We start from the raw sequence: 13,370 nt of genomic DNA on the forward strand, positions 1-13,370 counted from the left end.
GCTTGTCGACGACCGGCAGCATCTCCTTGGGAGTGGCCTTGGTGGCCGGCAGGAACCGGGTGCCGAGGCCGGCCGCGGGAATGACAGCCTTGGTGGGCCGGGAAGTCACGTGGTGCTCTTCTCTCTGGTTCCGCACGTCAGGCGCCGATGAGGCCGCGCTCGCCGGTCGGCTGCAGGGGAATGCGTGCCTTGGCGAGAGTGGCGGGCGCAGGGGCGGGGGTCCGCTCGTTCAGGGGCAGTACGGCGGGGGACGGCTGCTGGCCGAGGAACAAGTGGCGCACGACGCGCTCCGCCGCGTTCCCGTCGTCGAACTGCACGAACCGCTCGCGGAACGCGGCGCGCAGCTCGGCGGCCTTGGCGCCGTTCCAGGCTCCCGAACGGAAGACCTCGATCAGCTGGTCCTCGTCGGTCGCGGTCGCTCCCGGGGTCTCGCCCGGCTCGCCGGAGAGAATGTCGAAGTAGACGCCCCGGGCCCGGCGGTAGACCTCCCAGTCGTCCGCGTACGTGACGATCGGGCGGTCGAGGCTCGCGTAGTCGAACATGATGGAGGAGTAGTCGGTGATCAGCGCGTCGGACGCCAGGCAGAGGTCCTCCACCACCGGGTACTTCGACACGTCCCTGATCAGACCCCGCTCCTGCAGCGCCTTCAGCTGAGGGTCGGCACCGTAGAAGTAGTGGGTGCGCACCAGCACGACGTAGTCGGGCCCCAGCTCACGGCAGAAGCGCTCCAGGTCGATGCGGGGCACGTAGCCCTTCTGGTAGTCGCGCACCGTCGGGCAGTAGAGGACGGCGGTCTTGCCCTCCTCGATGCCGAGTTCGCCGCGGATGCGCGCGACGTCCTCGGCGGTGGCCCGGAAGAAGACGTCGTTGCGCGGGTAGCCGTACTCGACCGCCTCGAACGCGCAGGGGTACACCCGCTCCCAGGTCTCCGTGGAGTGCTGGTTGGAGGTCAGGCTGAGGTCCCACTTGTCGGCCCGCTCGAGCATCTTGGCGAAGCTCATGTTCTTGGCGGCGGCCGGGTACTTCTGCTGGTCGATGCCCATCTCCTTCAGCGGAGTGCCGTGATGGGTCTGCAGGAAGACCTGGCCGGGGCGCTTGACGATGTTGTTCGGGAAGTTGACGTTGTTGACGAGGTACTTGGCCCGGGCCAGGACCTCCCAGTAGCGCGGCGAGTTGGCCACCACGTAGTCGACGCCCTCGGGGATGGTGTCCACAGCGTCCGGCCGCACGATCCACACACCGTGGATGTTCGGGGCGAGTTCCTTCGCCTTGTGGTAGATGGCCGCCGGGTTGCAGGCGACACCGCGGTTCCAGTAGGCCGTGTAGACCGCGAGGTTCTCGTCGATGGGGCGGCGCAGATGCAGCCGGTACAGCCGGTTGTACGCGGTCTTGCCGAGCTTCGTCTTGACCTTGACCGCCCGCTGGACCACCTGGTGCCGGGTGCTGGCGGCGGTCGTCACGGCCGCGTACGCGGTGTAGGAGCCGCGCTCCAGCAGCTGGAACCTGACGCCCTGCGAGCCCTCGGGCAGGACGAAGCCCTTCGGCTTGAAACGCTTGTAGTGCGTCGCCGAGAGCTTGAAGAATTCCGCCCGGTCCTTGGGGACGATGCGGTCCTCACGGGCGAGGGTGAACAGGAAGTGGCTGGCCGTGCGCTCGAACAGCATCGCGCGGACCGACTCGAGATGAGGGCGCTCGTCGAGGAACTCGAAGAGGCGGGCGTACTGTTCGAAGATCCCGAAGTGCTTGCGGCCGGGCGTGCGCATGGAGTTGCCCTGGCGGCGCTGGCGGTACTCGACGCAGACGTGGTCGGTGGCGGCGATGCTTTCCGCGGTCAGCATGGTCTTGTAGACCATGAGCGCGTCTTCGTAGATGCCGTCGGTGAAGATGAAGTTGTTGCCGACGTAGAACTCGCGGCGGTAGGCCCGGTTCCAGACGACGGCGAACATGGTCAGGAACTCGGGACGCTCGAGCGCGGTGAAGACGTCGGTTCCCGCGCCCGCGAGGAGTTCACCGGCGGCGCTTTCCTGGACGCGGTTGTTCCAGTAGGTGCGGACGTGGTTCAGCAGCAGGATGTCGGGGTCGCCCGTGACTTCGAGGCGGTCGGCTATCGCCTGCAGCGCGCCCTCGCCGAGGGTGTCGTCGCTGTCCAGGAACAGGATGTACTCACCGCGCGACTTCAGCGCACCGGCGTCCCGCGCCTTTCCGATGCCCCGGTTCTCCTCGAAGTGCACGGGTATGACGCGGCTGTCCAGGGCGGCGTATTCATCGATGATCCGGCCGCAGGCGTCGGGGGAATGGTCGTCGATAACGACTATTTCGAAGTCCCCGAAAGACTGCGAAAGAATGGAATCCAAGCATGCGCGCAGATATCCCTGAACTTTGTAGACAGGAACTACGACGCTTATTTTCGGCGAAGCGTTTCCATTCGCAACGGTCATGCTTGGGACTCCCGGACTGTCGGTCAAACTGAACTGCGCCCCGCTACCGGGGCTACGGTGCAGGGCGCAAGAGGCGCAAGGACGGCAAGATTAATGTTTGCCGAAGTCTACCGTACGCGGCCTCGCGGACCGGCCCCATCGTAGGCTCATCCGTTCCAGGTCAATGGGGGTGTGGCGAGCCTCACCGAGGCCCTGGCGGCGGTCAGACCAGGACCGCCTTGTAGTAGACGCTCGCCTTCTTGCTCTGGTCCGTGTCGGACGTGAAGGAGCTGAAACCGCTGCACAGGCGCAGTGCCTGCGGGTTGTTCGAGTCGGGGATCTGGATGGCCATCCCCTCGGGCTCGCGGTAGGAGAGCGTGTACCCGGCTTTGCTGAGCTTCTGCTCGGTGATGGTACCGGTGTTCCAGTCCAGAGATGTGATGTAGGTGTTGCCGTTCGGTGACACGGATCCGTTCGTTCCGTACGGCGAACCGGCCAGGAGGTAGAGGTAGCTGCCGTAGCTCGCGAAGCCCTGGAAGGTGTCGGTGTAGCCGGGCTGGAGATCGGCGGGCTGGGCGATGTCCGCGAGGGTGGTCCGGCTGCCGGACTTGAAGGCGGCCAGGTCGTACAGACGGAACCGGAAGGCGCCGCTCACCCGGCAGCGGACCGCGAGCCGGTTGTTGACCGGGTCGATGGCGCAGGTGGTGCGGTCGACGCCGTTTTCGAGGGTGTACTGGGTGAGTGCGGGGGAATCGGCGGTGAGCACCGTTCCGTTGGCGAATTCGAACCGGGCGAGCCGGTCGCCCCAGCCCGTGTACGTGGTGCCGTCGGAATTCAGGCTGCGGACATTGTGCGTCTCGGTCCAGACGTAGGCGCCGGAACCGGTGGCCTCGACGCCGATCTGCACACCGTGACCGAAGCCGCGCAGATACATGGTGCCGAGGATGTTGCCGGACGTGTCCAGGCGGGTCAGGCAGAGGTCGCCGTTGGCCTCGCGGTCGGCGCCCGAGTAGATCTGTGTCTCGCCGGGCAGTTGGAGTCCGCCGTCGACCAACTGCACCGTGAAGAGGTGCCCGTTGGTGTTGTCGAAGGCGAAGGACTGGAGTACGCGGGTGCTGCCCAGCGCTACTTCGCGCAGCAGCTCGGTGGACGCGGCGGTGAGGTCGAACCGCTTGCTGGCCGTCACCGAGCCGGGCGTGACGTCGTCCTGCGCGGCGCCGCGGGAACGTGCGAGACCCTGTGCCACCCCGATGGAGACGGCCGGAACGGCGGCCGCGCCGGCGACGATTCCAGCCGTACGCAGAAAGCGTCTGCGATCGAGCATGGTAATTGAACCCCCTGAAGAAAAGAGAAAAGCGCCACGGTCCGCGCCTTTGATGCGCAAATGGGACATGTTGCGTCAAAGGGGAGCTGGCTGGATTGCCGACGGGCCATTAAAGCACCCGGGAATACCGGTGCGGCAGAGATGGCAGTGGCGCGATTTCCCCTTGGTCATGGAGGCGCAAATTCTTCGCCAAGGGGTCCGTGGGATTCGCGGCCTGCATCGCGCTTTGCCTGAATTGACCCGGTTAAGATTCTGGTTAACCTCTGGTCCGCGTGTGTTCGTGACGCGTTGGCTTTGTGTGCCCCCATGTCATGAACCCGTCATTTTGACCGTTTATGGTCGATATTCGACCAGGGGTGGGGTTTCGTGATGCGTGCGTCATACAGACGCGGCTTCGTCGTAGCGGTTTCCAGCGTGCTGTTGTCAGGTCTGGTGTCCGCGCCGGCGTTCGCCGTGGTCGTCGGCGCGGCAAAGCCGAAGGACACGACCGTCAGTGTGTCCGCACGCAAGGGCGCGAAGGTGCCCGGGCAGCAGGCGGAACCGACGATGACCAGGGCGCCGAAGGTCTCTTGGCCGAAGGGGGTGACGGCCAGGGTCGATCTCTCGGCGGTCAAGCCCGGAAAGCCCAGGGCGGTGGCTCCCTCCGGTGCCGTGGTCGACGCCTCGGCCGGCAGCGCCGCGGCCGAGTCCGCCGTCGTCTCGGTCCAGACCCCGACAGCCGCGCAGATCATGAGCGCGGGAGTGCCTCCGCAGTCCGCGTTCACCCGCGCCCGGAAGGGCGCCGTCACCTCGGACAAGGGCGGTCCCGGCCTGGTTCCGTCGGCCCAGGCGCCCAAGGACCTGGACCTCCAGGTCCTCGACCGGGCCAAGGTCGAGAAGCTCGGCGGGATCGGCATGGGACTGCGCCTGACCCGCAAGGACAGGAAGGTCGCGCCCGGGCCGGTCGGCGTCACCATCGACTACTCCGCCTTCAAGAACGCCTACGGCGGTGACTTCGCCTCCCGGCTGCGGCTGGTGCAGATGCCCGCGTGCGCGCTCACCACGCCGGAGGCGCGCGGCTGCTCCCCGGACACCCGCCACTACGTCCCCGTCCACAACGACGTGAAGACGGGCAGGCTGACGGCGACGGTGTACGCCGACGCGGACCCCGCGACGACGGTCGGGACCGATGCCCCGACCTCGCAGCTTCCCGGGACCGAGGCCCCGACCTCGAAGCTGTCCGGCGCCCTGATGTCCGCGGCCGTCACGACGGCCACGGTCACCACGTTGACGACCAGCTCCTCCTCAGACGCCGGTGACTACCGGGCCTCCACGCTGAGCCCGAGCGGCAAGTGGGACGTGTCGACCGGTTCGGGTGCCTTCACCTACGACCTGCCGATCACCGTGCCGAAGGCGCCGTTCGGCGCGACGCCGGACCTGTCCCTCTCGTACAACTCCCAGTCGGTCGACGGCCGTACCTCCGCGACCAACAACCAGGCGTCCTGGGCGGGCATGGGCTGGGACCTGAGCACCGGCTCCATCGAGCGGCGCTACAAGAACTGTTCCCAGGACATCAACAACACGGTCGGCGACCTGTGCTGGCAGTCGCCGAACCACAGCACCGAACCGGACGGCGCCGAGTACACCATCAGCCTCAACGGTGTCGACTCGGCCCTGATCCAGGACGGCAACGGCACCGGTTCCTACCACGTGCAGGACGACCCGGGCTGGCGTGTGCAGCACCTGACCAACGGGCACGGCGCCGACGACGAGTACTGGGTGATCTCCACCCAGGACGGCATGCGCTACTACTTCGGCTGGGGCCGCGCCGAGCGCACCGGTGATGCCACGCACTCCGTACTGACCGTTCCCGTGGTCGGTGACGACGCCGGAGAGCCCTGCCACGACCAGTCCCCGGAGCCCTGCACCCAGGCCTGGCGCTGGAACCTGGACCGTGTGGTCGACCCCAACGAGGTCGAGAACGCGTACTTCTACGACAAGGACACGAACTACTACCGCTCGGTCGTCAACACCGACAAGGCCCGTCAGTACGACGCGGCGAGCTACCTGACGCGGATCGAGTACGGCTGGGCCTCCCAGATCCCCGGCGCGAAGCTGCCGGCGAAGGTCGAGCTGTCCCACGTCGGCCGCTGCGTGGAGCGGATGAGCTACGACGACCCGCTGGGCAAGGAGCCCCCGGCCTGCCCGGCGCTGTCCGAGAAGCCCGCTTCCTATCCCGACGTGCCCACCGACCTGATCTGCCGTGGTCCCGACAACGGCGACGACTGCAAGGGCAAGACGTACTACCCGACGTTCTTCACCACCGACATGCTGTGGGACATCAAGACCTACGTCAGCGACGACGGCACGACGTGGGACCCGGCGATGCAGTACCAGATGAAGTACGGGCTGCCGGACCCCAGCGGCGCTGTCGGCAAGACGCTTTGGCTGGACTACGTCCAGCGCAAGGGCTACGGCGACGGCAACGATCTGCGCCTACCCGTCATCAACTTCAACGGTGAGTGGCTGGACAACCAGGTCGGCTCGTCCACGCTCAACTTCCGCCGTGTGAACAAGGTGTACGGCGACCTCGGCTCGGTGACCAGCGTCACCTACGGACAGCCCGACGCCTGCGACATCAACAGCCTGCCCACCGAGTCCGGCAACACGCAGGACTGCTTCTGGCAGAAATGGTCACCGGAGGGTGACTCCACGACCCATTCGGGCTGGTTCAAGAAGTACGTGGTCACCCAGGTGTCCGTGGACCCGGGTGTGGGCAAGGGCGCCGGGGACGACGGCGACCCCGTACAGACCACGCGGTACGAGTACCACGGCGGCGCGGGATGGCGGTTCACCAACGACCCACTGGTCTCGGACTCCGACGAGACATGGTCGGACTGGCGCGGCTACCAGCAGGTCGAGGTCTTCACCGGCACCAAGAGCAACGCGGCCTCCACCTACTACTGGCTCTACCGGGGCCTGGACGGCGACCGCACCTCCAAGACGGACACCTCCGCGACCCGCAGCGTCACGGCCGTGGACGGTTTCGGCACCTCCTGGACCGACTCCGCCTGGCTGGCGAGCAAGACCCTGGAGTACTCGAAGCGTGACGGCGCCGGCACTTCCCACCAGCGCGTCCGCAAGGAGTACTGGGTCCACGACACGGCCCAGTACGACGGCCTGCCGGACGCCCGCTTCGTGCGCGACAGCCAGACCACGACCGACAACCTGACGTCCACGGGCTGGCGCGAGAGCGTCGTCAAGGACGAGTACGACGACACCAGCTCCACCAGCACCACCTACGGCCTGCCCCTGCGCACCAACGACTGGGGCCAGGTCGACACCGACGACAACCGCTGCACCACTTACGGCCGGGCTTACAACACGTCGAACTTCCCCGATTCCGACGTCAAGCGCTGGATGGTTTTCGAGGACGAGGAGCGTCACTACGACGCGGACTGCGCCGACCGCGCAGCGGCCAACCAGGACGCCTATCAGGTCACGCTCTACGACGGGTCCGCCTCGGTCGCGGAAAACGACGGCAAACTGGTGGACGGCAACGCGACTCAGACGATCGCCTCCACCGACGCGGCGCACTCCCGCACCACCCGGGCGGACTACGACGGCGCGGGGCGCGTCAGAGCCTCGTACGACGGCGAGAACAACAAGACCACGACGACGTACGCGCCGGAAACGACCTGGCCGGACGACGGGGTCACCGTCACCACTCCCGACCCCGACGGCAACGGCCCGGCCACCGCGATGTCCACCACGACGTGGTACTCGCGTCTGTGGGGCAGCCCGTACCGGATACTCGACGCCAACGGGCACACCACCCGGCTGGTGCACGACTCGGTAGGCCGTTACAGCCAGGTCTTCAAGCCGACGGAGATCGCGAACTACCCCGACGGCGCGCCGTCGATGAAGTTCACCTACACGATTCCGACCGCGACCAACAGCGACGGCGTCCCCGACGCGGTCACCGGCGCCCCACGGACCGAGTCCAGCACCCTCCAGTCCGGCACCACCTACGTCGAGTCCTATGAGTACTTCGACGGCCTGGGACGCGCTCGGGAGACCCAGGACCCCTCGCCGGACGGCACAGGCCGCACCGTGCTGTCCGTCCGGTACGACACGTCGGGCAACGTCACCGGAACCTCTGCCGACTTCTACCACTCCGCGGCCCCGGGCTCGGGCATGGTGCTGCCCATGGTCGCCGACCTGCCCTCGTACACCGACCCCGTCATCGACTGGGCCGGCCGGACAACCGAGAGCCGGGTCCTGGTCAACGGCACCCTGCAGGCGACGAGTCACACCCACGCCTACTACTACGGCGACCACACCACCATCGTTCCGGCGACCGGTGAGCGCCGCGACTCCTACACGGACGTCTTCGGTCAGGTCACTAAGGTCGTCGAACACGGGCCGGGCGGTCCGCAGACGACCTCCTACGACTACACCCGCAGCGGCCGGCTGAAGAAGGTCACCGACGCCAAGGGGAACACCACCAGCTACACCTATGACTGGCTCGGCGAGCGTACGGGGACCACGGACCCGGACACCGGATCGTCCTCGACCACATACGACGACAACGGCCAGACCGCCACGACGACCGATGCCGACCACGACACCCTGACGTACGCCTACGACACCTTGCACCGTCCGACGACGGTCAGTCAGGGCACGACACCACTGTCGAAACTGTCGTACGACACCGCCCCCGGCGGCGTGGGGGCGGCGGCGTCGTCCACGTCCTACGCGAACGGCAACGCGTACACCACGACGGTCACCGGGTACGACGACCGCGGTCGCGTGACGGGCAGAAAGTACACGATTCCCGATGACGGCTCCGGCTTCGCCGGGACCTATCAGTTCGGATACGGCTACGACCTCGCCGACCACGCGACCTCGGTGAGCTATCCCGCGCTCGGCGGGCTGCCGGCCGAGACCGTGACCACCAGCTACACGGATCAGGGTCTGGCGTCCCGGGTGGCGTCCCCGCTGGCTGTCTACCAGTCGTCCATCGGCTACGACCGTCTGGGACGGCTCGACGCCCGGACATTCGGCACGAGCGGCTCGGACGCCACGGTCAGCCGCGCCTATGCCTTCGACGACACCGACGGCAGCGGCGCGCTTTCCGGCATCAAGACCACCGTCACCTCGAACAGCACGAGCACGGCGCAGGACGATAGCTTCACGCGTGACCTCGGCGGCCAGATCACCGGCATCACCGACGGCGTGAGCAAGCAGAGCGAGTGCTACACCTACGACGAACTGAACCGGCTCTCCCACGCCTGGACCACGGAGGCGGCCGACCGTTGCGCGGGCGCTGCGGCCCCGGACCTCAGCAGCACACTCGACCCGTACGACAACACCTACACGTACGACGAGATCGGCAACCTCAAGGCGGTCAAGAGAACGACCGGCGCGGGATCCACACTCACCAGCTACAGCTACCCCGGCTACAACGCCGACGGTTCCACGTACACGGCGGGCCAGTCCCGGCCGCACGCGGTGACCAAGGCGGGCAACGACGCCTTCGGCTACGACGACGCCGGGCAGATGACCTCGCGCACGGTGGGGGGAGTCGGCTCCGACCTCCAGTGGAACGCCCAGAACCGGGTCAGCCGCATCACGCAGCACACATCCGGCGGCGACACGGTGTCGACCTATGTGTACGACACGGGCGGGAACGTCCTGCTGCGCACCTCCCCGCAGGAGAACGTGCTGTACCTGGAGGGCCATGAGCTGCACAAGTCCAGTGCCGGTATCAAGGCGACGCGCAGTTACGTCGCGGCAGGTGCCACGGTCGCGATCCGGGCCGCGGACACGTCAGCGAACGGCAAGCTGACCTGGCTCCTGGCCGACGACCAGGACTCCACGTCGCTGCTGATCGCCATGGACGGCACGGTCGTCCGGCGGAAGTACCAGCCGTTCGGTGAGGCGCGCGGCAGCGTGAACCTGCCCTCCTCTACGGACAGGGGTTTCCTCGGCAAACCCGAGGACGACTCCAGCGGCCTGTCGTTGCTCGGCGCGCGCATGTACGACGCGCACCTGGGGCGGTTCCTCAGCCCTGACGAACTCGACAAGCCCTACGCGCCGCAGGAAATGAACGCCTACAGCTACGGGGCCGACAACCCGATCGCGTTCATCGACCCCACGGGCCTGGACAACTGGTGGGCGGACCCCACCATGAACAAGCCGGTCCACAAGGGTGACAAGCCCATCAGCCAGAATCTGGCCAACGAGCAGGGCTTCGGCAACCTCTGCAACGCGAAGAACTGTTCCGGCTACAACCCCAAGGCCAAGCCGAGCTACCTCGAAAAGGCTGGGCAGGCGGTGTTGTCGGCTGCCGCGCTGTACGCCTCGGACAAGCACATCCTGGCCATCTCCGGGAAGAACTCGGTCTCCGGCGCCATCGCCGTCTCGGACGAGGACTGGGAGACGCAGCAGTACCTGGAGGCGTCCCGGAACGTACGCGACGCCATCTTGGCGCAACTGCAGGAGAGGCAGGCCGCCGGGGAGATCAGCAACAGGCAGCTGAAGAGTTTCGCCTCGGTCAGCGTGGCGTGGGACGAGAAGAAGAAAATGATCTATTGGGCCGCCTACAGCGCGCAGAACAGGGGGAAGGGCTCCATGTGCGCCGAGGACTTCTGTGACGCGGAAGCCGTGAAGCACGGCTCGGATCCGGACGATCTGCAGTACGCCGAGGCGGGACGCGGGCGTGGCGGCGAGGCCGACATCTGCGCCCGGTGCCAGGCGAGCCGTGAACTCGAGCAGTTCCGGGCTTCCGGTGCTCGTATGGCCAAGGACGGTCGCCACTACCTCGAGCAGATGGGGGAAGAAGGAGGGGTCGAGGCCGAGGCCGAGGCCATGGCTGAAGCGGAGGCCGAGGCGGAAGGCCTGAGCGAGGGATTCGCCATGGGGATGGAGGACGAGTGACGCTCTCCATTCCGTAGGTGAGGGTCCGACGGGCGGCGTTCAACTTGGCGCCGCCCGTCGTTCCCGGCGGATCCGCCGCGCACCGGCCTTCTAAGTGGCGTCGGAACCGTTGCGCAGCCAGCGCCGTCCAGGCGCGAGGACCGTCCCCGTGGCGGCGAACGACCACGCGCCGAAGCGGCCGGTGGGACCGGTCACCGGACGGGACACGATCTCCTCGAACCAGCCCGCGGCGATACGGGCCAGATCCTCCAGCGATCCGGTCGCCTCGAGCGGTGCGATGTCGTCGCTGGGCTCTGGCCTGTGGGTCGTGTCGTGCAGCCGGGAGCAGAAGAGACGATCACCGGCCACAGTCGCGCCCAAGGTCGCGAGGAGGCGTTCCCCTTCCTGGTCCAGAAGGTCCACGACCAGAATCAGAACCGGTTCCCCGTCGGCCAGCGTCGCCTGAAAGGCCGCCTCGTAAGGGTCGAGCCCGTCGTCCGTCTCCTCGGCCCCGCCGGAGGCGTCCGCGTCCTCCGGCGTGAAGACGAGAACGGCGGTCGACTCGGGCCGGCACTGCGGCCAGGAAAGCGCGGCCTCGCGCACGATCTCGGCAACCCTCTGGTGCGGGCCGCTCACGTCGTCGTCCACATCGAACCAATCGTCATCCACTAGATCAGCTTAGCGGCGGAGCCCCCTCCCCCTGACGTGCCTCCGGCCGTGGGAGGCCCGAGGCGGATCATCTGACGGCGCCCGGTCCACTCACTGGACCTCGGCAGGCCCTTCCTACCCGTTGGCGTAGATTGCTCCGCAGGGTGGGACGCGAAGCGCATGTGAGAGGGGCGGACGACAGGTGGCAAGCGCAAGACACGCCGTGAACGAAGCCCGCAGGATCATCGTCAAAGTGGGCTCCTCGTCGCTCACCACCGCCTCCGGGGGGCTCGACGCGGATCGGGTCGACGCTCTCGTCGACGTCCTCGCCAAGGCCCGCGACGGCGGCGAGAAGGAGATCGTCCTCGTCTCCTCCGGGGCCATCGCCGCCGGCCTCGCGCCGCTCGGACTGCGCCGCCGCCCCAAGGACCTCGCCCGCCAGCAGGCGGCGGCGAGCGTCGGCCAGGGCCTCCTGATGGCCCGTTACACGGCCTCCTTCGCCCGCTACGGCATCCGCGTCGGACAGGTGCTCCTCACCTCCGACGACACCAGCAGGCGCGCCCACCACCGCAACGCCTCGCGCACCCTGGACAAGCTCCTCGCGATGGGCGCCCTGCCTGTCGTCAACGAGAACGACACGGTGGCCACGGACGAGATCCGCTTCGGCGACAACGACCGTCTCGCCGCCCTCGTCGCCCATCTCGTACGCGCCGACCTGCTGATCCTGCTGTCCGACGTGGACGGGGTCTACGACGGCGACCCGAGCAAGCCCGGCACCTCGCGGATCGCGCAGGTGCGCGAGCCCGCCGACCTCGCCGGCGTCGAGATCGGCAGCACCGGCAAGGCGGGCGTCGGCACCGGTGGCATGGTCACCAAGGTCGAGGCGGCCAGGATCGCCGCGGCGGCCGGTATCCCGGTGGTGCTGACCAGCGCGGTCCACGCCGCCGACGCCTTCGCGGGCCGCGACACCGGCACCTTCTTCCACGCCACCGGCAAGCGGTCGGCCGACCGGCTGCTGTGGCTCCAGCACGCCTCCACCCCGCAGGGCGCCCTCACCCTGGACGACGGGGCCGTGCGCGCGGTCGTCGAGCGGCGCACCTCGCTGCTGCCCGCGGGCATCGCGGGCGTCGAGGGCGACTTCACCGCGGGCGACCCGGTCGAACTGCGCGACAGCGCCGGCCGGGCCGTCGCCCGGGGGCTGGTGAACTTCGACGCCAAGGAGATCCCCCAGCTGATCGGACGCTCCACCCGGGAGCTGGCGCGCGAGCTGGGCCCCGCGTACGAGCGCGAGGTCGTGCACCGCGACGACCTCGTCCTGCTCACCCCTTAGAACCTGCGCCCGGTCGTGTGACCGTGGGACACGCCGGAGGGACGGCGGACGTCACCGTGGCCCCATCCGCCCGACCTCGGCACCGGTGCCCCGGGCGCACCGCCGAAAACCGCTGTCCGGTACACCCGTAAACGGCCGAATCCCCCGCCCCCGGCGGTGGACGTTCCGTAAAACCGCCACACGGCGGCTTCTCACCTGCTCAACTTTGTGGCAGGGAGAGTCCGGGACCGGGTACGACCATCGGGTAAAGGAGGCCGTCGTGAGACGAGTGCGCCCTGGGGCGGCGGCGTCCCGCGGTGGTCCCGCCTCCCGTGCGATGGGCGAGGAGCGGGCCCTGACCAGCGTCGCGGCCGGCGACACCTACGGCGGCGAGCGGCCCGCCGACCAGCCCAGGCTCTGGCACGTCACGCTGAGCGTGTCCGGCGGCGAGGCCCCGCTGGCCGAGGTGCGGCGCGGTCTCGAACAGCTCGCCCACGACCACCCCTTCCTGCTGACCAGCCGGTACGCCAACGACCACGCGGAGATCCGCTACTGGGAAGAGGCCCGCGACCTGCACGACGCGGCGGCCGTCGCGCTGCGCCTGTGGGGCGAGCACCGCCAGACCGCCAAACTCCCGCCCTGGGAGATCGTCGGCCTGGAGGTCATCGACCGCGAGACCTACCACCAGCGGATCGCCGAGGGATACGGGCCGCTGCCCGCCACACCCGTGGGAGTTCATCCCTTTTGAGCCCGTCTCGCCGAATGGGACGAC

At 68.0% G+C, this 13,370-nt stretch carries 6 protein-coding genes and 1 pseudogene; 3 read left to right on the forward strand and 4 right to left on the reverse strand.

Features of this window, described 5'->3' with window-relative positions:
* The 3 genes and pseudogenes from ACFWI4_RS17545 to ACFWI4_RS17555 form a co-directional block, all read right to left on the reverse strand.
* Window positions 1-211 (reverse strand): annotated as a pseudogene (locus ACFWI4_RS17545) (hypothetical protein); the annotation flags it as partial.
* Window positions 138-2,438, reverse strand: a complete 2,301-nt coding sequence (locus ACFWI4_RS17550) for a CDP-glycerol glycerophosphotransferase family protein (RefSeq protein WP_387196777.1) — start codon at window positions 2,436-2,438, stop codon at window positions 138-140. The pseudogene ACFWI4_RS17545 and the gene ACFWI4_RS17550, both read right to left, overlap by 74 nt.
* A 202-nt stretch (window positions 2,439-2,640) precedes the next feature.
* Window positions 2,641-3,741, reverse strand: a complete 1,101-nt coding sequence (locus ACFWI4_RS17555) for a Tat pathway signal sequence domain protein (RefSeq protein ID WP_387196780.1) — start codon at window positions 3,739-3,741, stop codon at window positions 2,641-2,643.
* A 414-nt stretch (window positions 3,742-4,155) separates the two neighbouring features.
* On the opposite strand from ACFWI4_RS17555, the gene ACFWI4_RS17560 reads away from it, so the two are divergent.
* On the forward strand, window positions 4,156-10,662 hold the full coding sequence (locus ACFWI4_RS17560; RefSeq protein WP_387196783.1) for an RHS repeat-associated core domain-containing protein: 6,507 nt from the start codon (window positions 4,156-4,158) through the stop codon (window positions 10,660-10,662).
* Window positions 10,663-10,752: 90 nt separating this feature from the next.
* On the opposite strand, the gene ACFWI4_RS17565 is transcribed toward ACFWI4_RS17560, so the two are convergent.
* The gene (locus tag ACFWI4_RS17565; RefSeq protein ID WP_387196786.1) at window positions 10,753-11,289 is read right to left on the reverse strand and encodes a hypothetical protein; all 537 of its coding nucleotides are present in this window, start codon (window positions 11,287-11,289) and stop codon (window positions 10,753-10,755) included.
* A gap of 223 nt (window positions 11,290-11,512) precedes the next feature.
* Between ACFWI4_RS17565 and proB the strand changes: the two genes are divergently transcribed.
* On the forward strand, window positions 11,513-12,619 hold the full coding sequence (gene proB, locus ACFWI4_RS17570) for a glutamate 5-kinase (RefSeq protein WP_387196788.1): 1,107 nt from the start codon (window positions 11,513-11,515) through the stop codon (window positions 12,617-12,619).
* 268 nt (window positions 12,620-12,887) lie between these two features.
* On the forward strand, window positions 12,888-13,346 hold the full coding sequence (locus ACFWI4_RS17575; RefSeq protein ID WP_387196951.1) for a hypothetical protein: 459 nt from the start codon (window positions 12,888-12,890) through the stop codon (window positions 13,344-13,346).
* The last annotated feature ends 24 nt before the right edge of the window (window positions 13,347-13,370 follow it).

Origin of the sequence: Streptomyces sp. NPDC127038 (assembly GCF_042725875.1) — a bacterium.
Lineage (GTDB): Bacteria > Actinomycetota > Actinomycetes > Streptomycetales > Streptomycetaceae > Streptomyces.